The organism is gamma proteobacterium symbiont of Scutellera amethystina (genome assembly GCF_059730845.1).
Genome location: NZ_AP035935.1, coordinates 3,519,691 through 3,542,738 on the forward strand (window position 1 = coordinate 3,519,691; position 23,048 = coordinate 3,542,738).

Here is a 23,048-nt window from a genome sequence, read left to right on the forward strand (position 1 = left end):
GTCGGCCTGACCGGCTCAGGCATGCCGGGACCATCCGCTGACGGGTGTTATTACCGTGCGCAGCAGGATATTCAGGTGATGTGGTTGCCTGCCACGACAGTGAAAAACTATATTGCGTGCAATTTTGTTGCGCTCAATCCTACTGAATCAACGCTTTCTGCCGATACCCCCTTCACCAAACAAATGTTTCCCGGAGAACTGATGAAAATTTCAACACGCCTCAGCGCAGGATTTGGTTTGCTTATCCTGCTTTTTATCCTGTGCACAGCTATCGCCGTTCACGCACTGTGGCAGGCCAGGGAGGGGATGAACGACACCGTCGACGTGAAGATGAAGCGCTTTGCACTGGTCGTGGACATACGGAACGGCGTGCGCGACATGGCGATTGCCGCGCGCAACCTGGCCCTGCTGTCTGACCCGGCACAGATGCAGCCCGAGTGGCAGCGCCTGACTGCTCAGCGTGATGCGTATATCCGTAATCGTGAGCAACTGCAAAGAAGCATGTCCGGCAACGTTACCGCTCAGGGGAAGGCTGCCCTGGAGAAAGTGCTTTCAGCGGAGGGAGCCGCACTTTCCACCCTGATGACGGCCGGAAAGCTGGGGCTGGATAACCGCCAGCAGGAGGCTACCGCGTTTCTGATGGCCACCGCCCGGCCGGCGCAGAAGGCTTTACTGACACCCCTTGATGACCTGACGGACATTGAGATGCAGCTGAGCCGGGATACGGTATCTGAAAATAGTGCCCGCACCGCCCGGACGGCCGCTATCCTGTCGGGCCTGGCCCTGCTGTCCGTTCTGCTGTCGGTGGCAACCTGTTATCTGCTCGTCCGCATGCTGATGCGCCAGCTGGGCGGTGAACCTGCTCAGGCCCGCGCGCTGGCCGCCGCCATCGCCGCCGGTGACCTGACCTCTCCGGTCACGCTGCGCCGCGGCGATACTTCCAGCCTGCTTGCCTCGCTGGAAGGCATGCAGGCTAACCTGCGCGGACTGGTGTCGCAGATTAAGGATGCGTCCGCCTCGGTGGCGCTCGCCGCAGACGAAATTTCGCAGGGAAATACCGAGCTTTCCTCGCGCACTGAGCAGCAGGCTGCCGCCCTGCAGGAGACGGCAGCCAGCATGGAGCAGCTGACCGCCACGGTGAAAAGCAACGCGGCCGGTGCGCACCAGACTGCGGGCACGGCGCGCGAAACCGCCTCGCTGGCCCGCGCGGGTGAGGCTGACGTGCAGCGCATGTCGGAGACCATGAACGAGATCTCGCTGAGCGCGGTCAGGGTCCGGGACATCACCTCGGTCATTGAGGGCATTGCTTTCCAGACCAACATTCTGGCGCTCAATGCGGCCGTAGAGGCCGCACGCGCCGGCGAGGAGGGCCGGGGGTTTGCCGTAGTGGCGGGGGAGGTCAGGTCACTTGCCCAGCGCAGCGCCAGCGCGGCGCGGGACATCAAGCTGCTGATTGAACAGGCCGTTTCCCAGGTCGAAGGCGGCGTGGCCGCGGCCGCCGGCACGGGAGAGAGTATCCTGAGGGTTGTCAGCATGGTGGGCGAGCTGGCAGACGCCATGGACAGCCTTTCCCTCTCCTCCGGCGAGCAGATGCAGGGTATCTCTCAGGTCAGCATCGCCGTCAGTCAGATGGACGGAGTGACGCAGAATAACGCCGCCCTGGTGGAAGAGTCCTCTTCGGCATCGCAGTCGCTGTCAGAGCAGGCCCGTGCCCTGCTCGGCATGGTGGAGACCTTCCGCGTATGACGTACGATAGCGATACTGTATTCGCCGGCCCGGACCGGATCACCTCTCTTAAGGCCGACGTGGACGCGCTGTTACGGCAGCTCAGCGAGGGGGAATACCTTAGCATAGACACGTTTGCCAACAACTGGGTGCACCTGACAGCCCTCTATGCCAGAATCCAGGCACAGATGAACGACCGGGTCCTGATGGACCGGATGGTCCGCACGGATCTGCTGCTGACCGCAGACCTGATAGCAGTAGGCCGGATGATTATGGTGATAAACAACTTTATGCGCTGTGCGGCCGCCACGCGCTGAACCGGCCAGCCGCTTCACGTTGACATCAATTTAATCTGACCCAATACTGTGCGCGCCCTGATGGGGCGCAGAATCGCTGCTGTCCGGCCGGTGAGGCAGACTGACTGACAGAAGCGTGTCCGGCGCCCTGAACCGCTGGCCGGTGCATGCTGTCACGCCGCACCCGGCCCCATCCGGAAAACGTGATGATATGAAAGATGACATTCCAGCAAACTGCGATGCGGTTCCTGCCGCAGCGGCACCTGAAACCATTGACCAGTTTCTGTGCTTTGCGCTTTACTCGGCATCCCTTGCCATGACGAAACTCTATCAGCCCCGGCTGAAGCCGCTGGGCCTGACCTATCCGCAGTACCTGGTGCTGCTGGTGCTGTGGGAAAAGGATGGCCTGACGGTCTCCGAGGTCGGCGCGCGCGTACGGCTGGACTCCGGCACGCTCAGCCAGCTCCTGAAGCGTCTGGAGAAGATCGGCGTTATCTGCCGGCAGCGCGACATGCAGCATGATGAGCGGCGCGTGCTGGTTTTCCTGACGGAGCAGGGCCGCCGGCTGAAGATAACGGCCGCCGGCGTGCCCGCGGATATGGTGTCGGTGATGGATACGGCCTGTGATGAGCTGGGTGAGCTGACCAGCCGGGTCGCCGCGCTGCGGGAAAAGCTGGCGCGTGCCCGCACATGATACCGCTTCTCGCCGGGTGCGGGAAACATCATAACCCCGCCGGGTGACCCGAATGACGTCGTTCCCGGCGATATAAGCACGACACCAGTTGTGCGTCAGGAGTATGAATTGGGTAGCGACAGTCCGGATAATACGGAAAGCATTGCGTCAGTAATAGGTCAGGCCGTCTCGGCCCTGCTGAAGTCAGGAAAAGAGGTGGGCATGCAGCAGATCCTGACCGTCCTGGAGCAGGAGGCCGCGCGGTCGGTGGACGGGCGTAAAAAGCTTTACGATCGAGCGATCCGCGTCGTCGCCGGAGACACGGATGGATGATGCGGACTCAGCAGGCCACCGGCTGACACACAGCCGGATGGCCGGTGAATCAGTGCCTGAACGCTGCACCCGGGACGGTTACGTCAGCCCGTTCCGGGTCATCTGTCCGGTTCAGGACGCGGCCGGCGGCACCGTCCTGATGCTGCCTGCGTAATGCCCCTTCGGCTTCGCGGATGGCGGAAAAGGTTGCCTTTCTGCAGCCGGCATCCTTTTCCGTCATCAGCATCTGCTGCAGCCGGAGGAGCAGCGTTATCTCATTAACCGGTTCTTTCTCTCTGAGTAAAAAAAGCACCGCCTCACCGAGCTTCGTGTCGGCCCGTTTTTCATCTTCTGTTCTGTACATTACGTTGCACCACATTCCTGGTTTCAGTCAGGGCAGATGCCGGCCTTGCCGGTATCTGCCGGAGAACTCTGCCACCAATGGTAGCCTCTGCCACGGTATGTTCAACCTGAAATTAATGCACCGTCCGGCAGGGCGTATCATCCCTCCGCATGCGCAACCGTTCCGCTGGTTGCCTCCCTGAACTGTCAGTATATAATACTAACCTTATGATGAAATTGATTTTTTTCAGATGTCAGAATTATATGAGATGTTTCCCGTAACGAATTTTCCCGCCGCCGGCGGTTTTTTTTCCTGATGTAATGTAATACCCGGCCGGCTCTATCATTTCTGCTGGTTCGCTTGCGTAACCTTCAGGCCGGAGTGCCCGTCGTTATGCGAGCGGCACCACAGCTGCCCCCGGAGAGAGCAAACCATACGCTGATCATGCGCAGCAGGGCGTTGGCGGCAACCGCCCCCTGCCCGAACATGCTCTGGTTGACGTAGCTGATGGCTTCAAAGGAGATCAGTCAGCCTACCGGACGTGCTCCGGTCGATGATTGCGTTAAGCGGTCGCCTGCGGGCTTCCGGCACTGCGGCGTAAACGCTAGCCCCCCTTGCCTCGGCATAGAGTTGCTCCTGCCCGATGATATGACGCATGAGCAGAGCCTGTCCGCGATGTTAATTGCGGAGCCGCTGGCAGGCGCCTGAAGATACTGTTTATTCTCATGTTCAGCAGGCGTCATAGCGGGTCCATGGCACCTGCTGAATAACTGAAATTGTTGTTACGTTGTGTGACATCCACGTACTGGTCTGGCGGTCTCTCCTGTGGCATCTATACTTTTCCACCCAGGATTAATCTCAGTCACCGTAGCATTTATGCCCGGGACCCGCGATGGACTGCCTTTCACACACCAGAAAGAGGTAAGACATGTATATTCGACTGGATCTCTTTGCCGAGATGCTCGGCATCCGGCCGGGCGACCTGCTACAGGCGACGCGCACGGACGGGGTGCTGGCAGGCTTTACTCTCCCCCGACGTCGTCAGGTGCGCGGCGCTGCCGTGATGTTCCTGCAGGAGGAGGCTGTAGCCTTCTTAAAGCAGTGGCAGACGCGTTCATCTGTACCCTCTGCTCCGGATGCCGATGAGCCGCTGGTATCACTGGACGCATTCGCTCGCCAGGCCGGTATCGCGCCGCTGGCACTCTGGCAGGCTGCCAGTGCCGGAAAACCGCTCCGGGGCATTGCCCTGCCCGTGGCTATCAAATCTTACGGCAGCCAGCTGATGTTTTCCGCTGCGGCCGTTGAGTTATTTACCGCCGAGTACCGATGCTGTTTATCGAAAAAGTAAGGTAAATCAGCTTATTGCCAGTTTTTATTTTTGCCGGATAGTCTCATTATCCGGCTCCTTCGCTGACTCTTAATTAACATGTGGAATATGGATGAACCGTACCGAATGGCTGCTAAAGTTCCGGCGATACCAGAATCTGGAAACGCTGGAGAGGGTTTATGAGCACCTGAGCTATACCGGCGACCCTGATGAAGAATTTGCGATGACGTCGGCTTATGACCATCGAAAGGCCGAGCTTGCCGCTGGCAAGCTGTTTGACCGGGTACCCAGGCACATCTGGCAGTACGTAAAGTAATCTCCTTCTGGCGCCGTTCTCATAGTGCGGCTCTCTCTCGGCCGTTTAGCTGGCGATGGTTGATAAGTAGCGGCAATTTCCGAAGGAGCTGGCCAGCGATATCAACAGGCTGCTGCGGGAGGGCCGTGAGAAAGGGCTGCACGCCGACCTTCCCGGCCAGCCGGACTACCCCTGGCGGGCCGGTAACGGCAACCTGAAGGCTCAGAACGACCTGTTCCGGCGGCAGCACGCGCTGCACGTGGTCAAGCTTACCTGCTGGATATATCAGATGTTGGCAGAGAGCGGGTGGAGCGACCGCAGGCAGCTACGCCTGAGCCTAGCCATGTCCGGCATCTACCTTAACCGTAACGGGCTTGTTTCAGGCTTTGATGAGCATGGCCAGCAGCCTATGGCCATACCCGGCTGTGCCTGCCAACTGGTGCCTTCAGCGATCGCCGATGCTGACCAGCCTGCATTACCCTGACAGCTGTTACGTGCGCAGAGAGATAGATTTCCGATACAAACCCGTAATGCTGTTTAAGGTTCATAGCAGCCGTATCAACAGGAACCGGGCCAGACTTTCACACCATATTATTGCGTGTTGCCGACTCTTCGTCGCCTGTTACCGGTTGCTGACTGACAGGGTTGAGATAGCTTGTGAGGTTATTGCCGCTGCAGCAGGTTAGCGTTATTAAAAGGGTCATAATGGAGAGAATTTTTTTCATATTAACAGCCTATGGAATGAAGGACTGCACATGATCGTTCAATTCGAATGCATGTGTGTAGTCAGTGTGTACATTCCCTAAATGCCCTAACACCCGAAATTATTTTTCCGACTAGGAAGATTTACGCCGTAGTATCAGCACGGGCCATTCCCTACGGAATTCCGTGCGCCAGCGCCACTGCCGGAAGAGAATTTCCAGCTGCATCAGCGCCCTCATCGCTGGTGTAAAAGGGATACGGTAAGTGCGGTGATGGACGGTAAGCCCACCTTCAGCGATACAGGCCAGCATCCGGCGAGCACGAATGTCGGTCAGAAGGTGCGAGGAGATGATAACGATGTGGTACTTTTCCAGAGCCTGTCGGGTTGACGCCTTCACGCATTGCCAGAACTGATGGACCCGCTCTGGCGTCAGATCTGTGGTGGGCTGCCAAGGGGCGAGGTGCACCCACGCCCGACTGCGACGATGGCGGATCAGCGTCAGCGCCGGTCTTAACTGCCGCTCTGCCCATGCGAGCGGGCGAAGGAGAAAGGGAAGAAGGAACAGCAGCACCCATACCAGATAAAACCCGGTGGATGTGCCCTGGAGGGTGAAACTCAGGCTCATCGCCCCGCACAGTGCCAGCCAGATCATAAAAAAAAACAAAACAAAGAATTGCTGCATACGATGGTTCGCGATACCGGTGTAATCAGAGGTATGCAGGAAAGCATCACGGTGTTACCAGATCACCCTGAAAATCTGAAACCACTTCTGAACATTTTAACAAGCAGGATTTCTGTCAGAGACGGTTACGGGTTTCCGGTTGAAATTGTCCGGAGAGCTTTTAGCTTAGCGTCATATTCAGCAGGCATATTACGGCGGAGGTGACGGTGATTGGACTTAACTGGTTAACAGGCAGGGGCAGACAGGAAAACCAGCACGTAGAGGGACTATCTAAGGGCGACACATCCCCCCGGCCTGTTGCTGATGGTAGTTGGCACCCAGCTCTGACGGGCAGTGCGCAGCTTCAGACAAACGAGTACCGTCGTCTTATCCGGGTGCTGACAGAAAACAGTCCGCTTTCAAAGGAAGTCACTGAAGCCTGGTGGCTCAGGCCTCTGGAGGAGATGGCGGCACGGGTGCAGGCCTGCCCGGCTGCCTGGTCCGGCCCGTACTCTGGTCCCGGAGGTTTTAATGAACTAAGCCTGAACGTGGCCGCGCGTGCGGTCAGGCTGGTGCGCGGCATGATGCTTCCAGCAGGCGCCACGCCTGAAGAACAGGCTGAGCAAACGCCCGGCTGGGTCTGTGCGGCATACTGGGCCGGGCTGTTCCATCATCTGCCCTGGCTTATGCAGGTGGAGGGGGCTCTGAAGAACGGTCGGGTCTGGTATCCCGGCCTGAGCGTGCCCGGAGATCAGTGGCGGGTCAGGCAGACCACTGAACCCTCAGGCGAGATGAACTGCGTATTTGTAGCGCTAAGACTATTGCCTGAGACGGCCCTGTTGTGGCTTCAGCGCTGGCCCGCTCTGTCTGATACACTCCTGCTCTTTCTGTCGGGACGCCGTGCCGAAGCCGGGACACTAACCAGTATTGTGAACGATGCCCTGAGCAGCTGCTGTCTTTCAAATGAGACCGTAATGTCCGGGCAAAAACCGCAGCAGGCCCTTCTGGTTAATATAACATCTGTAACAGACCATACCCCCCCGAAATTATATGAAGTAAAACCTAACTCATTGTCCAGTCTCGATAATGCTGAAGGTATTTTAGTGCCAATCAAAAATGTATTTTTGGACTACAGTTCTGCTCAGGAAAGTGAGTTGTCGCCTGAGAAGATTGTCCCGCCTGCTCCTTCACTGGTGCTGGAATCCGCACTCACAGCAGAGGAAGCCCTGCTTTCTGCAGAAAACGCCATCAGTAAGGGAGAAGAAGAGCAGACGCAGGGCTATACGGAGAATCTCCTGTCATTGCTTGATTTAATGGCTGAAGGGAAAACTGCTACGGCATTGGATAATTCTTCTTCGGATAATCGTCCAGCCACGCCAATTACAACTGAGGTGTTTCATTCCGATGAAAACAGGAAAGATAAGGGAGAACAATCCGGTGTGCTCTTTCTTGAGTGGATCAGGGACAGCATTGAGGACGGCAGGCTGAGCGTAAATCAAAAGGACAGTCTGCTTCACGTTCTGGCGCAGTTTGTTTTTGTGGTCTCACCGGCCTGTTTTTACCGTTACACCACGACTGCAGGAGTAAGTGATACGGATAAGGCCAGACTACAAAAAAGTTTTGAGGCACTGAACGTACACCATTCACGAAATGGTAAGGGGTTATTCCATTACCATCAATACGATACGCCGGATAAGAGCGGTCGTTTTACAAAAGTGTCAGGCTATATGATTAATGCCGACATTTTATTTAAAAAAGGGAGCTGTCCTTCGGACAGCACATGGCTTTCTGCCAGGAAATGACTGGCTGGGGAGCATTTATAAAACTGAGGTCAAAATGAAAGATTCATGTTCATTTGATGAACTTATTGAAGGATATTTTTTTAGTAAAACTCTTCGAGTTGCAACTGAATGGAGTTACAGAAAAGTATTAAAGACTTTCCTGAACTTTGCTGGAGCAGCCATATCTCCTGCTGATGTTGATGACGGGTTGGTTTTAAACTGGCGCAGACATGTAATTAATGTTGAGGGTCTAACAAAAACCACATGGAACAATAAGCTCACACACATGAGAGCATTGTTCAATTTTGCGATAGAGGAAGGTTATATTTCGACAGCCAAAAATCCCTTTAATGGCAAGATTGCACGGCCAGATGTAAAGCGAAAGAAAACCCTGACTGATATCCAGATTAATAAAATATATCTTTTAATGGAGGCCAGGGAGGCGGATGAACAGTATGGTAAAAACTATAACCACAGGTCGGCATTGAGGCCTGCATGGTTCTGGCTTACCGTGTTGGATGCTTTACGAAGGACAGGGATGAGGCAGAATCAGCTTCTGCATATACGATTATGTGACGTTAATTTTATGCATAACTGGATAAGCCTTCGACCGGAAGGAGCAAAAAACCATCGCGAACATCTTGTTCCGATCACACGTCATCTGAGACCAAGATTAGAAATGCTTTATAACCGTTCTCTGGAAAGAGGAGCAAAGATGGAGGATCAGCTTTTCAATTTATCCCGATTTGATGGTCGCAGGAATGAGACAAGTGAAAACATGGATAATCCACCATTGCGTGCATTTTTTCGCCGGCTTTCAAACGAATGTGGCTTTGTTGTAAGTCCTCATCGATTCCGGCACACCATAGCTACAAATCTGATGAGTATGCCTGACCGAAACCTAAAAATGGCTCAGGATCTTCTGGGCCATTCATCGCCTGCAGTCACTCTGCAATACGTTGAAAGCGACATTAACAAGGTTAGGAGCGTTCTCGAACAGCTGGAGGTGGCCTAAGAGTAATCTTAAGTCAAATCTTAACGATATGATTCTTGAAGAGGAAAAAAAGGGAGGCAAACCTTTACAAAAGATTGACAGAAAACATTTCTAAAGGTAAATACGATGCTGAAGTATTTTTTAAGGATGTGAGAAGTCCAGAGGATGCTACAACATCCTCCGGACTTTAAGTCCCGTGTTCAACAATGGTGCGGTAAGCAAACTACCAACATCATGCTGGGGACCACTGTCATGCCCGTTAAGGATCTCAACCCCTAACGAACAGGCTCTGAAGAGTGGTGCCCGGAGGCGGAATCGAACCACCGACACGGGGATTTTCAATCCCCTGCTCTACCGACTGAGCTATCCGGGCAACGGGGCGCATTAAACCTTACTCGCGCCGTACCGTCAAACGCTTTTCGGTAAAAATCAGCTGACTGCTGCCTTTTGCAGCAACCGCCGGACCCGATGGTAAAAACCTGCGCAACCGCGTCATTTAGCGGTGAATTTTTAGCCACTCACGCCGATAACCGTGCTGACATCCCATAACCATAATAAGGTCCACCATGTTCAGCACTATTACATCGGGAATCCTGTCGCGCCTCGCGTGGCAGAAACGCAGTCACAGCAGCGCAACGCTCAGTTCGCTGCAGGAGGCCATCGCCATGGTTGAGTTTACGCCTGATGGTCACATCCTTACCGCCAACGCGCTGTTTCTGGAGCGCATGGGCTACACGCTGGCAGAAATTGTCGGCCAGCATCACAGCCTGTTCTGCACGCCAGATATGGTGCAGTCACCGCAGTATCGCGAGTTCTGGCAGCGTCTGAATCGCGGCGAAGGCTTCAGCGATAAGTTTTTGCGCGTGGCGAAGCACAGCCGTCCGATCTGGCTGGAAGCCAACTACGTACCGGTGCAGGATCGCCACGGTCGGGTGATTAAAATCGTTAAGCTGGCGAGTGATATCACCGCACGCATCATGGATGCGCAGGAGCAGCGCGCCATGACCACCGCCATTGAGCGCTCGATGGCGGTGATTGCTTTCAACCTCAAAGGTGAAGTGCTGATGGCCAACGATAACTTCTTTAATACCATGGGCTATCGCGCTGATGAGATCATCGGTCGCCATCACAGCCTGTTCTGTCCGCCCGAAATGCGCACCAGCGAGGCCTATCGCCGCTTCTGGCACAAGCTCAATCAGGGTGAATATATCTCCGGCCAGTTCGAGCGCGTCAATAAGCAGGGCAACACCGTCTGGCTGCGCGCCACCTATAATCCGGTGTTTAACAGCGCCGGCGAGCTGTACAAAGTGGTGAAGTTCGCCACCGACGTTACCGCGCAGGTTGAAAAAAACCAGCTGGAGCGCGAAGCCGCGCAGCAGGCCTGGCAAACCGCGCTGCATACCAGCGAAAGCACACAACAGGGTGCAGCCGTCATTGAGAACAGCGTGCAGAATATCAATGCGCTGGCCAGCGAACTGCACGGTATTTCTGGTAATATTAATGACCTAAGCGACTCTTCCGATCGCATCGGCGCCATCGTGGAGAGTATTCGCCGTATTGCCGACCAAACCAATCTGCTGGCGCTCAATGCGGCGGTGGAAGCCGCGCGCGCCGGTCAGCATGGCCGCAGCTTCGCCGTGGTTGCCAGTGAAGTGCGCACCCTCGCGGCGAACATCAATCGCGCCACCAGCGAAATCGAGAATCGGGTGAGGCATAACCACCTGCTGGCGGATAAGGCGCAGAAAGGCATCGCTTCGAACCTGAAACGTGCCGATCAGGGCGTAGTGCTCGCGCAGCAGGCGGGCGGTGTGATTGCCGAAATTCGCGGCAGCTCCAGTGAGGTGGTGCGCGCCATCAGCAACGTCGCCGATGCGCTAAAAGCCCCGCAGTAAGCGCAGCAGCGTGCGCTGGCCGGCGGTGACATAAAAGTGTCATCGCCGTGCCGTAACCTAAGATTATTCCTAATCAACGCCAGACTTTTTCTCATGCAGCAGCCTGATTTCCGCACCGGGCTTAGCGCCCTGACGGGTCGTGCCCGCGCGCGTTCGCTGTGTATTGCGGTGCCGTTCGTCACGCCAGCGATGGACAACACGGCGGTAATGGCGCTGTTTAGCGAACACAAAGATTTGATTGGCCTGCCGGTGGTGGAAAACGGCACGCCGTTCGGCATGATTAACCGCCACATCTTTCTGTCGCAAATGACGCGCCCGTTCTTCCGCGAGCTGTACGATCGTAAAAGCTGTATCGCCTTTATGGATAAACAACCGCTGGTGATCGATGCCGAAACCGAACTCGATCGGGTCGCGCAGCAGGTGGTCGCCAGCGGGGATAAATCAGTGACTGATGGTTTTATCGTGACTGAACAGGGCCGCTATATTGGCATCGGTCTGGGTATCGACCTGATTCGTACCGTCTCCGATTTGCAGGCGCAGCAGCATCAGCAAATTTTACAGAGCATCGATTACGCGCGGGTGATTCAGGACGCGATGCTGGACCGCTCGCGGCAGCAGATGGCGCAGCAGCTGAGCGACTGGTGCCTGCACTGGCAGCCGCGCGACGGCGTGGGCGGCGACTATTACGCCTTTCACCGCGACGAGCACGGCTGGCTGGCGCTGATTGCCGACTGCACCGGTCACGGCATTCCCGGCGCGTTTATGACGGTGATTCTGCATGCAGCGCTGGAGCGTGCGCTGCAGCACAACCATCGTACGCCGTCTGCCCTGCTGCAGGCGCTTAACCGCCATATCAAACAAACCCTGGGCCAGCTTAATGCCTCGCAGCAGACTTCGCTGTCCAACGACGGCTGCGATGCGATTGCGCTGCGGCTGGAGACGGCCAGCCATCAACTGAGCTGGGCCAGCGCGCGCATGCACGCGGTGCTGCAGCCGATTCAGGGTGAAGCAGCCGCGCTGCAGGCCGATCGCGTCGGCGTTGGCTACACCGATACGCCGCACGACTATTGCTGGCCGCAGCAGCAGCGCACACTGCAGCCCGGCGATGTGCTGCTGGTGATGAGCGACGGCGTGACCGATCAACCCGGCGGCGCGCGGCAGATTATGTTCGGTAAAAAGCGGATTCAGACGGTCATTGCACAACATAAAACCCTGCCGATGGCCGAGCTCTCCACGGCGTTTGCGCAGGCATTTCTTCACTGGCAGGGCAACCAGCCGCGACGCGATGACGTCACCTGGTTTGGCCTGCGTTATTAACGAGCCTCTTATGCCTCCAGCTTCCACCGGCACGCACCTGCCGCCCGACAGCGTTGCGCTGCACTATACCGGCTTCTTTTCGCCGCAGAACATCACCGCGATGGGTGAAGTGATCAAAGTGTTTCTGGAAAACCAGCAGGCCCCGCTGAAAGTGCGCCGCCGGCTGTTCTCCAGCTTTGTCGAGATTGTGCAGAATATCCTGCGCTATTCGCAGGACAGCCGTACCCTGAGCCACGCCGAACAGCACTTTCGCTTTGGCACCGTAACGCTGCACGTGGATGGCGATAACTACGTGCTGGAGAGCAGTAATCAGGTCGAACAGGCCGCCTGCGAGCAGCTGCGCGACTGGCTCGATCTGCTGCGTACCATGAGTAACGACGAAATTAAGCAGGCCTACCGTGTCGGTCTGCGCACCGAGAGCCCCGCCACCAGCAAAGGGGCCAATATCGGTTTGCTGACGCTTGCCCGTGATGTCAGTGAGCCGCTGGAGTATGAACTGCGTCCGCTGCCCGCCAGCGGCTACGCCACGTTTTGGCTTAAAGCCACCATTCACCAGGATTGAGGTTGTATGCAAAACCTGATTATCGCTGCCACTGAGAGCACGCCCGAAGTGAGTTTTGATTTTGCCACCCGCCAGTTTGCGCTGCGCGGCGAGTCGTGGCCGGAGAACGCGGCGGCGTTTTATCGCCCGCTGCTGGATGCCCTTGAGCAGTGGCAACCCACCGACAACGACGCGGTGGTCGTCACTATCGCGCTGCGCTACTTCAACAGCTCCAGCACTAAAATGCTGTTCAGCCTGTTCGATCTGTTCAACCAGCTGGCGCAGCGCGGTCAGCGCGTCACGCTGAACTGGCTGTTTGATGCGGAAGATGACATCGCGGAAGAGTTTGGTCAGGAACTGGCGCTGGATTTTACCGATCTGCAGGTTAATCTGCAGGCGGAACTGGCGTCATGATGGACCTCAATGAGCTGTTCCGTGAAGAGAGCGAGGTGCTGAATCGCTCACAGCATGTGGCGGCGCAAAACACGCTGAGCGCGCAGGATTACCGCGAGGCGCTGCTGCACCTGAATCGCCACTATCAGCGCCTGATGCGCGAAACCTGGCGGCTGATCTCCCGCAGCGATCGCGCGGAGCGCGAGCTGAACCGCGTAAATGAGCAGTTAAACCAGCTGGCGCAGGAGCTGGAGTACAAAGCCAGCCACGATCCGCTAACGGCGGTGTGGAATCGCGGCGCGATTATTCAGCGCATCAGCCAGACGCTGGAGAGCGGCCCGGCGGCGCTGATCATTCTGGATATCGACCACTTCAAGAAGATCAATGACGAATACGGCCATCCGATGGGCGATAAGGTGATTTGCGGGCTGGTGACGCGCATTCAGGCGCACTGCCCGGCCGGCGCCAGCATTGGCCGCATCGGCGGCGAAGAGTTTACCGTGCTGCTGCCGCACTATCGTCTGTCCGACGCGGTGATTGTCGCCGGTGCGATCCACGCCTCGCTTAACGCCTCGCCGCTGGCGGTGCTGCCGCAGCAACTGGTGACCGCCAGCCTCGGCGTGAGCTACGGCAAGCCGGGCTCCGATTTCGACACGCTGTACAGCAATGCCGATGCTGCGCTCTACGATGCCAAACACCACGGCCGCAACCGGGTATTTTTCCGCTGATCAGCGCGCCTGCGCGGTGCTGGCCGTCTGCATCGGCACGCTGCTATCCGGCGGCGGCAGGAAGATGTGGTCGAGGATATTGCGCATCACCGGCGCGGCCGTAATGCCTTCGTTACCGCCGTTTTCCAGAATCAGCGCCACCGCCACCTGCGGGTTGTTAAACGGCGCAAAGGCGGTATAGAAAATGTGGTCGCGCAGGCGCACCGGAATCATCTTCGCGTTGTAAGTCTGGTTCTGCTTCAGGCTAAACACCTGCGACGTACCGGACTTGGCGGCGATGCCGTACGGCGCGGTATGGAAATATTTATAACCGGTGCCGTTAGGCGCGTTGGCCATACCAAACATGGCGTGGCGCACCAGCGACCAGTACGGTGATTTCGCATCGCCAATCTGCGGCTGCGGCGCGGTCGGCTGGTAAACCTGCTGCCAGGTGCCGCGCTGTGCTTTGGCCAGCAGGTGCGGATTAATCACCCGGCCGTTATTGATCAGCGCCACCATGGCTTTCACCATCTGAATCGGCGTGGCAATCCAGTAGCCCTGGCCGATGCCCACCGATACCGTATCGCCCTGATACCACGTATGTTTATGCACTTTCTGCTTCCATTCGCGGCTTGGCAGCAGCCCGGCGTACTCTTCATTCAAATCGATACCGGTAGGTTTGCCGTAGCCGAACTGGCTGAGCATGCTGTGGATGCGGTCGATGCCCATCATGAACGCCACCTGATAGAAGAAGGTATCGGCGGACTCTTCAATCGCTTTGGTGACGTCGAGCATGCCGTGGCCGGACTTTTTCCAGTCGCGGTATTTGCGATCGGTGCCCGGCAGCGTCCAGGTCGGCGCACCAAAGAAGGTGGTGCCCGGCGTAATCACTTTGCTCAGCAGCGCCGACATCGCCATGTAGGGTTTTACCGTGGATGCCGGTGGATACAGCCCCTGGGTGACGCGATTGATCAGCGGCAGGTTTTTATCCTGCAGCAGCGTTTTATAGGCTTTGTAGCTGATGCCCTTCACGAACGGGTTGGGATCGTAGCTCGGGCTGGAGACCATCGCCAGCACGCCGCCATCGTGCGGGTCCTCAATCAGCACCGCCGCACGCTGCCCGGCCAGCTGGCTCTCCACATACTGCTGCAGATGCAGATCCAGCGTCAGCCAGATGTTTTTGCCCGCTACCGGCGGCACCTCTTTCAGCACGCGCACGATGCGGCCGTGGTTATCCACTTCCACTTCCTGATAGCCGGTTTTGCCGTGCAGCAGAGATTCGTAGTAGCCCTCAATGCCCTGCTTACCGATGTTGTGGTCGGCGGCGTAATTCTCCCCGACGCCCTCGGCATTGAGCCGCTTGTAATCGTTATCGTTAATCTTCGACACGTAGCCGACCACGTGCGCCAGATCGGCGCCGTACGGGTATTCCCGATCCTGATAGGTATCAATGGTGACGCCGGTGAAGCGGAACTGATTGACCGAGAAGCGCGCCACCTCTTCGTCGGTGAGCTCGGCCTTCAGCTCCACCGGTTTATAGCGGCTGCTCTGCTTCAGTTCATGCTCAAAGGTTTCGATATCATCCGGTGTCAGATCGACGATAGGCGTCAGCGCCTTCAGCGTCGCCTGCATGTTGTCGATTTTGTACGGCGTGACGAGGATGTCGTACCAGGTAACGTTGCGCACCAGCGGGATGCCGTTGCGATCGAAAATCAGCCCGCGCGTTGGCGCGATGGGGATCATTTTGATGTCGTTCTCGTTGGAACGTGTCTGGTAATAGCTGTGCTGCTCCACCTGTAAGCGATACAGGTTGATGCCAAGAATGGTGAAGCAGATAACAACCAGGGCAAACGCCACCAGCGCGCGGCGCACAAACAGTTTCTCTTCAGCTTCGAAATTGCGGAAATTCATCAGGGGCTTAGTCTCTTCATTATCACGCTAATGATAGGGAGAGATCGCCGCAGAGCCAGCAGGAAGATGCACAAGCCTGGGTAAAAGTGTGTCAGATGTTTACGGTGGAGCGGCTGCGTCAGGAATGCGGGACGGGGCGTTGACCGGCTAATAAACGTTGCCCGATCGGTCCCCTCTCCCGCGCGCAGGCATTAACCGTTGCTCGATCGGTCCCCTCTCCCGCGGGCGGGAGAGGGTTAGGGTGAGGGCGAAGAAAAACCCAGGAAAATCAATCCCCCAGCAGCACCGACTCCAGCGCGATCTTAATCATATCGTTGAACGTCGTCTGACGCTCTGCTGCGGTGGTTTGCTCGTGCGTACGGATGTGATCCGACACGGTACAGATAGTCAGCGCTTTGGCACCGAACTCTGCCGCCACACCGTAGATGCCGGCCGCTTCCATCTCCACACCGAGGATGCCGTACTTCTCCATCACGTCGAACATCTGCGGGTCCGGCGTATAGAACAAATCAGCGGAAAAGATGTTACCGACGCGCGCGTCCACGCCCAGCGCTTTAGCCGCGTCAACCGCGTTACGCACCATGTCGAAATCCGCGATGGCGGCAAAATCGTGATCCTTGAAACGCATGCGGTTAACTTTTGAATCGGTGCAGGCACCCATACCAATCACCACATCACGCAGTTTCACGTCTGCACGCACGGCACCGCAGGAACCGACACGAATGATCTTCTTCACGCCGAAATCGGTGATCAGCTCTTTGGTGTAGATCGAGCAGGATGGAATACCCATACCGTGGCCCATCACGGAGATTTTGCGGCCTTTGTAAGTCCCGGTGAAGCCCAGCATGCCGCGTACGTTATTCACTTCGACCACATCGTCGAGGAAAGTCTCGGCAATGTGTTTTGCACGCAGCGGATCGCCTGGCATCAGCACCACGTCCGCGAAATCGCCCATTTCGGCATTAATATGAGGAGTTGCCATTGTTGTTCTTCCTTATGAAAAAGTGGTGGCTGTTTTACAGCAAGCTTTTGCCGTAGTCCATGCTGGACAGGCCAAAATAGCTGGCGATAGTCTGGCCGATATCGGCGAAGGTATCGCGGTAACCCAGCGAGCCCGGTTTTACTTTTGGACCGTAGATCAGAATCGGGATGTGCTCGCGCGTGTGCTCGGTACCGTGCCAGCTCGGATCGCAGCCGTGGTCAGCGGTGAGGATCAGGATATCGCCCTCTTTCACCAGCGCCATCAGCTCCGGCAGACGGCGGTCAAACAGCTCCAGCCCCCCGGCATAACCGGCGATATCGCGGCGATGGCCCCAGGTCGAGTCAAAATCGACGAAGTTGGTGAACACTATCGAGTTGTCCGGCGCCTTCTTCATCTGCTCAATGGTGGCGTCAAACAGCGCATCCAGACCGGTGGCTTTAACTTTTTGCGTGATGCCCTGCTCCGCGTAGATATCAGCGATTTTACCCACTGAAATCACTTCGCCACCCTTCTCATCCACCAGCTTTTTCAGCATGGTTGGTGCCGGTGGTTCGACCGCCAGATCGTGACGGTTACCGGTGCGCTGGAAGTTACCGGCTTTATCGCCGACAAACGGACGCGCGATTACGCGGCCAATGTTATAGCCGCCGTTGGTCAACTCTTCACGGGCAATTTCACACAGCGCGTACAGGCGATCGAGGCCAAAGGTCTCTTCATGACAGGCAATCTGGAACACCGAATCTGCCGAGGTATAGAAAATCGGCTTGCCGCTTTTCATGTGCTCCTCGCCCAGCTGGTCAAGAATTACCGTGCCGGAGGAGTGGCAGTTGCCGAGGTAGCCCGGCAGATCGGCGCGTTTTACCAGCGTATCCAGCAGCTCCTGCGGGAAGCTGTTCTCTTTGTCGCTGAAGTAGCCCCAGTCAAACAGCACCGGCACCCCGGCGATTTCCCAGTGGCCGGACGGCGTATCTTTGCCCGAAGAGAGTTCGCTGGCGTAGGCGTACGCGCCGATAATTTCCGCCTGCGGATCCAGTCCCGGCGGAAAGCGGCCGGTTGAGAGTTCCGCCGCTTTGCCAAGGCCGAGCGCGGTCATGTTGGGCAGATGCAGCGGACCTTCGCGGCCTTCATTGGCGCGGCCTTCAAAGCACGCTTCGGCGATATGGCCGAGCGTATCCGATCCTTCATCACCGAATTTATCGGCGTCTTTGCTGGAACCAATCCCGAAGGAGTCGAGAACCATAATAAAAGCACGTTTCATGCAAGTCTCCTGCGCCATAGCGCGATGACAAGTCAAAAAAAAGCGATCAGATCAGTATACCCGAACGGCCGCTGCCTGGCACGCAGTTACGCCACTATTCGCTGATGCGGCGATACACCACCGGCGTGGCCTCCGGAGCGTGGTCGCTGAGCGTTATCGCCGCTTTCACTGCCGCAGCGGCCTGCTGCCACTGCGCTTCCGATGCGGCATGAATCACCGCCAGCGGCTGCTGCGCATTGACCTCACTGCCCAGCGTGATCATGTCGCTGAGGCCCACGCTGTAATCAATGCTGTCGCTGGCGCGCTGACGGCCACCGCCCAGCGCCACCACCGCCATGCCCAGCGCCCGCGTATCCATGGCGCTGACGATACCGGGACGATCGGCGTACACCGCTTTGCTCAGCATCGGTGCCGGCAGGTAGCGGTCCATCTGCTCGATGAAATCCGTCGGGCCGTTCTGCGCCGCCACCATACGGGCAAACACCTCAGCCGCTTTACCGTTATCCAGCACCTGCTGCAGTTTTTGCCGCGCTTCGGCTTCGTTCGCCGCCAGTTTGCCGGAGATCAGCATCTCAGCGCACAGCGCCAGCGTGACCTCCAGCAGCCGCGGATTGCGCGCCTCGCCGGTGAGGAAATGCACCGCTTCACGCACTTCCAGCGCATTACCGGCGCTCGACGCCAGCACCTGGTTCATGTCGGTGAGCAGCGCGGTGGTTTTGCATCCCGCACCGTTAGCGACGCCGACAATCGCCTGCGCCAGCTGCTGCGAGGCCTCAGAGGTTGGCATAAACGCCCCGGATCCGACTTTGACATCCATCACCAGCGCGTCTAATCCTTCGGCTAATTTTTTGGCGAGGATCGAGGCGGTGATCAGCGGAATAGAATCCACAGTGGCGGTGATATCGCGCGTGGCGTAGAACCGCTTATCCGCCGGCGCCAGCGAATTGGTCTGACCGATAATGGCAACGCCGACCTGTTTGATGATCTGACGGAAGCGATCGTCGCTGGGGAAGATATCGAAGCCGGGAATGGCTTCCAGCTTATCCAGCGTGCCGCCGGTGTGGCCGAGGCCGCGCCCGGAAATCATAGGCACGTAGCCGCCGCAGGCCGCCACCATCGGACCCAGCATCAGCGAAGTGACATCGCCCACGCCGCCGGTCGAATGTTTATCAACAATCGGTCCGTTGAGATTCAGCGCCTGCCAGTTGAGCACCGTGCCGGAATCGCGCATCGCCATGGTCAGCGCCACGCGCTCTTCCAGGTTCATGTCATGAAAATAAATCGTCATCGCCAGCGCGGCGATTTGCCCTTCAGACACGCTGTTATCACGCACGCCATTGATGAAAAAGCGGATTTCCGCTTCGCTCAGCGGCTGGCCGTCGCGTTTTTTACGAATAATTTCTTGTGGCAGGAACAAGGTTGCCTCCCCGGAAAAGCGATGTATCGCTGAATGACAGCCGCCAGCTGCGCAGCAATGCGCACCTGACGGCAGTAACACCGTGGGCCGCCATTTTGGCGACCGCGTGGATCAATAACCGGCTTTGCTGGTCGCCGTAGCGTGGCCCAGGGTATTCAGCAGGCTGGCTAACAGGCTGGAAGCGCCGAAGCGGAAATGACGCGCATCCGCCCAGCCGCTGCCGAGGATATCGTCGGCCAGCTGCAGGTAGATAGCGGCATCTTCCGCCGTGCGCACGCCGCCAGCCGGTTTGAAGCCCACCTGCTGCTGCACGCCTTTGTCACGGATTACCTGCATCATGATCGCCGCCACCTCTGGCGTGGCGTTGACCGGCACTTTACCGGTAGAGGTTTTGATGAAATCCGCGCCGGCATCGATCGCGATTTCGGACGCCGCACGAATCAGCGCTTCCTCTTTCAGCTCGCCGGTTTCGATGATCACTTTCAGCAGCACGTTCGCCGCCGCGCAGGCCTCTTTACAGGCTTTTACCAGCGCAAAGCCGACGTCACGATTACCGGCAATCAGCGCACGGTACGGGAACACCACGTCAACTTCATCCGCGCCATAGGCGATTGCCGCACGGGTTTCCGCCAGCGCGATGTCGATGTCGTCGTTACCGTGCGGGAAGTTAGTGACGGTCGCGATACGAATTTCCGGCGTGCCCTGCTCGCGCAGCGTCTTACGTGCAATCGGGATAAAGCGCGGATAGATACAGATCGCCGCCGTGTTACCGGCCGGTGATTTCGCCTGATGGCACAGCGCGATCACTTTTTCATCGGTGTCGTCTTCGTTCAGGGTGGTCAGGTCCATCAGTTGCAGCGCGCGCTGCGCGGCCGCGTTCAGATCGGTCATGGTGCTCTCCAAAGTCAGGCCGGTGAAATCTGCTCACCGGAGAATGTGATAATTATAACAAACCACGCCGCGTGGAATTGCGAGGTTTGTCACAAGGAAAAGGAAACCGCGCTCTGATATACATGCATTTAGCGATTTTAATCACATTAAATCGCTATTTTGCCGAACAGCGCGGCATGATGCGATTGTGATTATTATCACAAACGTTGCCGCAAAAAGGTATCGGATATCGTTAAAGCGTAGTTAATTTGCGACAGAGCGGGAGTTGTCAGCAGATCATCAGAAGTGGCAGAGGCGTTGCAGCGACGCGATTCATCGCGCAAGAAATTGCGCCGCTGGCACAATTGCAACGGCCATTAACCGTGATGGCGCTATTAGATAAAGTGAGAGGGCGGCAGGCGCAGGATCAATACTCAATCCGGCAGGGCGAACAAACGCAGGCTGTTGTGCCACAGCGCATCGGCGATCTCATCGGGCGGTTCCGGGCGCAGCTGGCACAATACTTCGAACACATTACGCGCGCGCTCCGGGCGATTTGGCTGGCCCTGAAAACCGTGCAGCGGCATATCCGGCGCATCGGTTTCCAGCAGCAGCGCCTGCAATGGCAGGCTGGCGATGGTGTGGCGGGTTTTGCTGGCGCGCGTATAGGTAATGGTGCCGCCGACACCAATCGCGTAGCCAAGGGCGATGAAACGCTCCGCCTGCTGCTGGCTACCGGCAAAGCCGTGCACCACGCCGCGTCGCGGCACGTCGTGACGGCGCAGATGCTGCGCCAGCTGATCGTGCGTACGTCGCGAATGCAGGATCACCGGCAAATCATAGCGCCTTGCCAGCTTCAGCTGCGCCTCCAGCAGCCGGGTTTGCCGCGCAAAATCCGGCGCTTCCATATACAGATCCAGCCCGATTTCCCCCATCGCCACGCGTTTTGCATCCGGCGTTTGCAGGTACTGCTCAAGGCGATCGAGATCGTCATCCTGATGTTGCGCAATATTGATCGGGTGCAGCCCGAGCGCGCTATACAGCGCCGGATGCTGCTGCGCCAGCTGGCTCACCACGGCAAAACGGCTGGCATCCACGCACGGCACGATGATGCGTTCCACACCCGCCTGCGCCGCCTGCGCGATACTGTGTTCGGCAGCGGTGACAAATGGCGGAAAATCAAAGTGGCAGTGGGTGTCGATAAATCTCATGCCAGCGATCCTGCATCGTAATCGGCGTCATTACCCGCCAGCGGCGGCGTGCTGACCGGCCGGTTATCCGGCGCGTTGGCGACGGCGGCTGGCGGCGTCACGGCAATCGGTCGCGCCAGCGGTTCAGCATCGCTCAGCCACTGGCCCAGCGTCGCCAGGAAATAGCGCCCGCTGCGGCGGCCCAGATGATAATCCTGATTCAGTGACGCCAGACGACTGCCCAGCGCCATGCTGGCCAGCGGCTTTGGCGGAAAGATTTCAATGATGCGCAGATTATCCGGCGGCTGTTCAATAAACTGCTGAATCTGGCGGTAGCTCTCTTCGTGCTGATGCAGAATATTGATCATTGGCTGCAGGGCGCTGTCGCTCAGCCAGCGCTCCATGCGTTTAAACCACTTCGGCGTATACGCCATCTGTGACGGCACGGTACGGATCACCACAATGGTATCGGCGCCACGCCGCGCCGCTTCGCGCACCGGAATGGCGTCGCTGATGCCGCCGTCGAGATAGCTCACGCCATCCATCAACACGCCGCTGCGGTAGAAACCGGGGATCGCGCTGGAAGCCTTAATGATGTCATGCCAGGTCAGGTTGGTGGGATTGAAATACTGCGCGCTGTAATCATCGCTGCGGCAGGCGCACATGTAAAATTCGCTGCCTTTGGCAAACAGGCTTTCGGCGCTGCTCAGCGCCAGCGGGAACTCCTGTTTAGTGATATCCACTAACCAGTCAAGATCGATCAGGTGGCCACCGCGTACAAAACGCAGCGGATCGAAAAACAGTTTACTGGTGGTGTAACGGGTAATCACGCGCCGCGCATAACCGGGCTGAGCACAGACAAAGGCTGAAAGGTTTTGTGCACCGGCTGAGGTGCCGAGCATTAACTGAAAGGGGTTAAAGCCTGCGCGCTGAAATTCATCCAGTACGCCCGCCGTGAAGATGCCGCGTTGCCCGCCGCCTTCGCAGACCAGTGCGATCTTTTTGGATTTGAATGGCGTGAGTGCCAGTGGCTCAAAGGTGTCCAGCGACACCGGGATGCGTATTCCCAATGGATGTCCCTCAGTGTTTGCTGCTCTGAGGGAGGCGCTCAATCAGCATCCCGGAGAACCAGTCATTGTCGTTCCCTGACCAACCGCATCCTGCAATCGTCGCGGCGCACCTTCAATGGTGGCAATGACTGGCCTCCGCTTTATGTGACTAGCGGGTTAACATGGTTAACGCAGTGGGTCAGGGTCGTTTGCGCCCGGTAAACAGGCTCACGAGGAACAGAATAATACCGACAATAAAGACAATTTTAGCTGCCCATGCTGCCGTACCCGCCAGACCGCCAAAACCTAATGCTGCAGCAATCAGAGCGATGACCAGAAAGATAATACCCCAACGAAACATAAGCCTCTCCTTTACCATAGTGAAAATCGAACTGCTTATTCTTCACATCA

Annotated in this window: 23 protein-coding genes and 1 tRNA gene; 13 read left to right on the plus strand and 11 right to left on the minus strand. The window is 57.2% G+C overall.

Annotated elements, in window-relative coordinates; genetic code table 11:
- Positions 1-201 precede the first annotated feature (201 nt).
- From AC6I79_RS16635 to AC6I79_RS16650, 4 genes are all read left to right on the plus strand, one after another.
- A complete protein-coding gene (locus tag AC6I79_RS16635) occupies positions 202-1,746 on the plus strand; it encodes a methyl-accepting chemotaxis protein (RefSeq protein WP_498027747.1) in 1,545 nt (514 codons plus the stop codon).
- A complete protein-coding gene (locus tag AC6I79_RS16640; protein ID WP_088515988.1) occupies positions 1,743-2,042 on the plus strand; it encodes a hypothetical protein in 300 nt (99 codons plus the stop codon). Before AC6I79_RS16635 ends, AC6I79_RS16640 begins: the two co-directional genes overlap by 4 nt.
- Positions 2,043-2,232: 190 nt before the next feature.
- On the plus strand, positions 2,233-2,715 hold the full coding sequence (locus AC6I79_RS16645) for a MarR family winged helix-turn-helix transcriptional regulator (RefSeq protein WP_498012775.1): 483 nt from the start codon (positions 2,233-2,235) through the stop codon (positions 2,713-2,715).
- A 108-nt stretch (positions 2,716-2,823) separates the two neighbouring features.
- Positions 2,824-3,027 carry a hypothetical protein gene (locus AC6I79_RS16650; protein WP_254919464.1) on the plus strand — a complete coding sequence of 68 codons (204 nt, stop codon included), beginning with the start codon at positions 2,824-2,826 and terminating at the stop codon, positions 3,025-3,027.
- 49 nt (positions 3,028-3,076) lie between these two features.
- Here the strand turns inward: AC6I79_RS16650 and AC6I79_RS16655 are convergent, their stop codons facing one another.
- Positions 3,077-3,370 carry a hypothetical protein gene (locus tag AC6I79_RS16655; protein WP_059009438.1) on the minus strand — a complete coding sequence of 98 codons (294 nt, stop codon included), beginning with the start codon at positions 3,368-3,370 and terminating at the stop codon, positions 3,077-3,079.
- 907 nt (positions 3,371-4,277) lie between these two features.
- Between AC6I79_RS16655 and AC6I79_RS16660 the strand changes: the two genes are divergently transcribed.
- Positions 4,278-4,697, plus strand: coding sequence for a hypothetical protein (locus AC6I79_RS16660; RefSeq protein WP_059009436.1), 420 nt, complete (start codon positions 4,278-4,280; stop codon positions 4,695-4,697).
- Between the two features lie 91 nt (positions 4,698-4,788).
- Complete coding sequence (locus tag AC6I79_RS16665) at positions 4,789-4,992, plus strand: Hha/YmoA family nucleoid-associated regulatory protein (protein WP_059009433.1); 204 nt, start codon at positions 4,789-4,791, stop codon at positions 4,990-4,992.
- Positions 4,993-5,807: 815 nt separating this feature from the next.
- Here the strand turns inward: AC6I79_RS16665 and AC6I79_RS16670 are convergent.
- The gene (locus tag AC6I79_RS16670; RefSeq protein ID WP_498027440.1) at positions 5,808-6,356 is read right to left on the minus strand and encodes a hypothetical protein; all 549 of its coding nucleotides are present in this window, start codon (positions 6,354-6,356) and stop codon (positions 5,808-5,810) included.
- A 206-nt stretch (positions 6,357-6,562) separates the two neighbouring features.
- Here AC6I79_RS16670 and AC6I79_RS16675 point away from each other — a divergent pair, with 206 nt between their 5' ends.
- Together AC6I79_RS16675 and AC6I79_RS16680 are read left to right on the plus strand one after the other, a co-directional pair.
- Positions 6,563-8,137: a TraI domain-containing protein gene (locus AC6I79_RS16675; protein ID WP_498027441.1), complete on the plus strand. Its 1,575-nt coding sequence runs from the start codon at positions 6,563-6,565 to the stop codon at positions 8,135-8,137.
- 34 nt (positions 8,138-8,171) lie between these two features.
- Positions 8,172-9,131 carry a tyrosine-type recombinase/integrase gene (locus tag AC6I79_RS16680; RefSeq protein WP_498027442.1) on the plus strand — a complete coding sequence of 320 codons (960 nt, stop codon included), beginning with the start codon at positions 8,172-8,174 and terminating at the stop codon, positions 9,129-9,131.
- Between the two features lie 276 nt (positions 9,132-9,407).
- Here AC6I79_RS16680 and AC6I79_RS16685 read toward each other — a convergent pair.
- Positions 9,408-9,483, minus strand: a tRNA-Phe gene (locus AC6I79_RS16685).
- A gap of 193 nt (positions 9,484-9,676) precedes the next feature.
- On the opposite strand from AC6I79_RS16685, the gene AC6I79_RS16690 reads away from it, so the two are divergent.
- The 5 genes from AC6I79_RS16690 to AC6I79_RS16710 all read left to right on the plus strand — a co-directional run bounded on the left by AC6I79_RS16690 (position 9,677) and on the right by AC6I79_RS16710 (position 13,981).
- Positions 9,677-11,002: a methyl-accepting chemotaxis protein gene (locus AC6I79_RS16690; RefSeq protein WP_159377334.1), complete on the plus strand. Its 1,326-nt coding sequence runs from the start codon at positions 9,677-9,679 to the stop codon at positions 11,000-11,002.
- Positions 11,003-11,095: 93 nt separating this feature from the next.
- On the plus strand, positions 11,096-12,319 hold the full coding sequence (locus AC6I79_RS16695; protein WP_159377335.1) for a SpoIIE family protein phosphatase: 1,224 nt from the start codon (positions 11,096-11,098) through the stop codon (positions 12,317-12,319).
- A gap of 10 nt (positions 12,320-12,329) precedes the next feature.
- The gene (locus AC6I79_RS16700; protein ID WP_159377336.1) at positions 12,330-12,881 is read left to right on the plus strand and encodes a SiaB family protein kinase; all 552 of its coding nucleotides are present in this window, start codon (positions 12,330-12,332) and stop codon (positions 12,879-12,881) included.
- 6 nt (positions 12,882-12,887) lie between these two features.
- Complete coding sequence (locus tag AC6I79_RS16705; protein ID WP_021507651.1) at positions 12,888-13,274, plus strand: DUF1987 domain-containing protein; 387 nt, start codon at positions 12,888-12,890, stop codon at positions 13,272-13,274.
- Positions 13,271-13,981: a GGDEF domain-containing protein gene (locus tag AC6I79_RS16710; protein WP_021507652.1), complete on the plus strand. Its 711-nt coding sequence runs from the start codon at positions 13,271-13,273 to the stop codon at positions 13,979-13,981. The genes AC6I79_RS16705 and AC6I79_RS16710 overlap by 4 nt, the downstream gene beginning before the upstream one ends.
- Here the strand turns inward: AC6I79_RS16710 and mrdA are convergent, their stop codons facing one another.
- The 8 genes from mrdA to AC6I79_RS16750 form a co-directional block, all read right to left on the minus strand.
- Positions 13,982-15,871, minus strand: coding sequence for a penicillin-binding protein 2 (gene mrdA, locus AC6I79_RS16715; protein WP_159377337.1), 1,890 nt, complete (start codon positions 15,869-15,871; stop codon positions 13,982-13,984). It lies immediately after the preceding gene.
- A 268-nt stretch (positions 15,872-16,139) separates the two neighbouring features.
- Entirely contained in the window at positions 16,140-16,853 is a 714-nt protein-coding gene (gene deoD / locus AC6I79_RS16720) for a purine-nucleoside phosphorylase (RefSeq protein ID WP_021507654.1), read from the minus strand.
- Positions 16,854-16,887: 34 nt separating this feature from the next.
- Positions 16,888-18,111: a phosphopentomutase gene (gene deoB / locus AC6I79_RS16725; RefSeq protein WP_159377338.1), complete on the minus strand. Its 1,224-nt coding sequence runs from the start codon at positions 18,109-18,111 to the stop codon at positions 16,888-16,890.
- Positions 18,112-18,205: 94 nt separating this feature from the next.
- Positions 18,206-19,528 carry a thymidine phosphorylase gene (deoA, locus tag AC6I79_RS16730; RefSeq protein ID WP_159377339.1) on the minus strand — a complete coding sequence of 441 codons (1,323 nt, stop codon included), beginning with the start codon at positions 19,526-19,528 and terminating at the stop codon, positions 18,206-18,208.
- A 111-nt stretch (positions 19,529-19,639) separates the two neighbouring features.
- Positions 19,640-20,419: a deoxyribose-phosphate aldolase gene (gene deoC / locus AC6I79_RS16735; RefSeq protein WP_058770662.1), complete on the minus strand. Its 780-nt coding sequence runs from the start codon at positions 20,417-20,419 to the stop codon at positions 19,640-19,642.
- Between the two features lie 413 nt (positions 20,420-20,832).
- Complete coding sequence (locus AC6I79_RS16740; RefSeq protein ID WP_059009415.1) at positions 20,833-21,609, minus strand: TatD family hydrolase; 777 nt, start codon at positions 21,607-21,609, stop codon at positions 20,833-20,835.
- Positions 21,606-22,658 (minus strand): patatin-like phospholipase family protein, encoded by a 1,053-nt coding sequence (locus tag AC6I79_RS16745; protein WP_031279725.1) that lies wholly within the window; start codon positions 22,656-22,658, stop codon positions 21,606-21,608. Before AC6I79_RS16745 ends, AC6I79_RS16740 begins: the two co-directional genes overlap by 4 nt.
- A gap of 178 nt (positions 22,659-22,836) precedes the next feature.
- Entirely contained in the window at positions 22,837-22,998 is a 162-nt protein-coding gene (locus AC6I79_RS16750) for a DUF1328 domain-containing protein (RefSeq protein ID WP_007893192.1), read from the minus strand.
- Positions 22,999-23,048: the final 50 nt, after the last annotated feature.

Bases quoted from the DNA above. Each gene is read 5' to 3' on its own strand.
- AC6I79_RS16680 (WP_498027442.1), top strand. From the start codon at position 8,172: ATGAAAGATTCATGTTCATTTGATGAACTTATTGAAGGATATTTTTTT.
- deoC (WP_058770662.1), bottom strand. From the start codon at position 20,419: ATGACCGATCTGAACGCGGCCGCGCAGCGCGCGCTGCAACTGATGGAC.
- AC6I79_RS16690 (WP_159377334.1), top strand. From the start codon at position 9,677: ATGTTCAGCACTATTACATCGGGAATCCTGTCGCGCCTCGCGTGGCAG.
- AC6I79_RS16655 (WP_059009438.1), bottom strand. From the start codon at position 3,370: ATGTACAGAACAGAAGATGAAAAACGGGCCGACACGAAGCTCGGTGAG.
- AC6I79_RS16665 (WP_059009433.1), top strand. From the start codon at position 4,789: ATGAACCGTACCGAATGGCTGCTAAAGTTCCGGCGATACCAGAATCTG.
- AC6I79_RS16710 (WP_021507652.1), top strand. From the start codon at position 13,271: ATGATGGACCTCAATGAGCTGTTCCGTGAAGAGAGCGAGGTGCTGAAT.
- AC6I79_RS16660 (WP_059009436.1), top strand. From the start codon at position 4,278: ATGTATATTCGACTGGATCTCTTTGCCGAGATGCTCGGCATCCGGCCG.
- mrdA (WP_159377337.1), bottom strand. From the start codon at position 15,871: ATGAATTTCCGCAATTTCGAAGCTGAAGAGAAACTGTTTGTGCGCCGC.
- AC6I79_RS16695 (WP_159377335.1), top strand. From the start codon at position 11,096: ATGCAGCAGCCTGATTTCCGCACCGGGCTTAGCGCCCTGACGGGTCGT.
- AC6I79_RS16740 (WP_059009415.1), bottom strand. From the start codon at position 21,609: ATGAGATTTATCGACACCCACTGCCACTTTGATTTTCCGCCATTTGTC.
- deoB (WP_159377338.1), bottom strand. From the start codon at position 18,111: ATGAAACGTGCTTTTATTATGGTTCTCGACTCCTTCGGGATTGGTTCC.
- AC6I79_RS16705 (WP_021507651.1), top strand. From the start codon at position 12,888: ATGCAAAACCTGATTATCGCTGCCACTGAGAGCACGCCCGAAGTGAGT.
- AC6I79_RS16645 (WP_498012775.1), top strand. From the start codon at position 2,233: ATGAAAGATGACATTCCAGCAAACTGCGATGCGGTTCCTGCCGCAGCG.
- AC6I79_RS16700 (WP_159377336.1), top strand. From the start codon at position 12,330: ATGCCTCCAGCTTCCACCGGCACGCACCTGCCGCCCGACAGCGTTGCG.
- AC6I79_RS16670 (WP_498027440.1), bottom strand. From the start codon at position 6,356: ATGCAGCAATTCTTTGTTTTGTTTTTTTTTATGATCTGGCTGGCACTG.
- AC6I79_RS16640 (WP_088515988.1), top strand. From the start codon at position 1,743: ATGACGTACGATAGCGATACTGTATTCGCCGGCCCGGACCGGATCACC.
- AC6I79_RS16750 (WP_007893192.1), bottom strand. From the start codon at position 22,998: ATGTTTCGTTGGGGTATTATCTTTCTGGTCATCGCTCTGATTGCTGCA.
- deoD (WP_021507654.1), bottom strand. From the start codon at position 16,853: ATGGCAACTCCTCATATTAATGCCGAAATGGGCGATTTCGCGGACGTG.
- AC6I79_RS16635 (WP_498027747.1), top strand. From the start codon at position 202: ATGAAAATTTCAACACGCCTCAGCGCAGGATTTGGTTTGCTTATCCTG.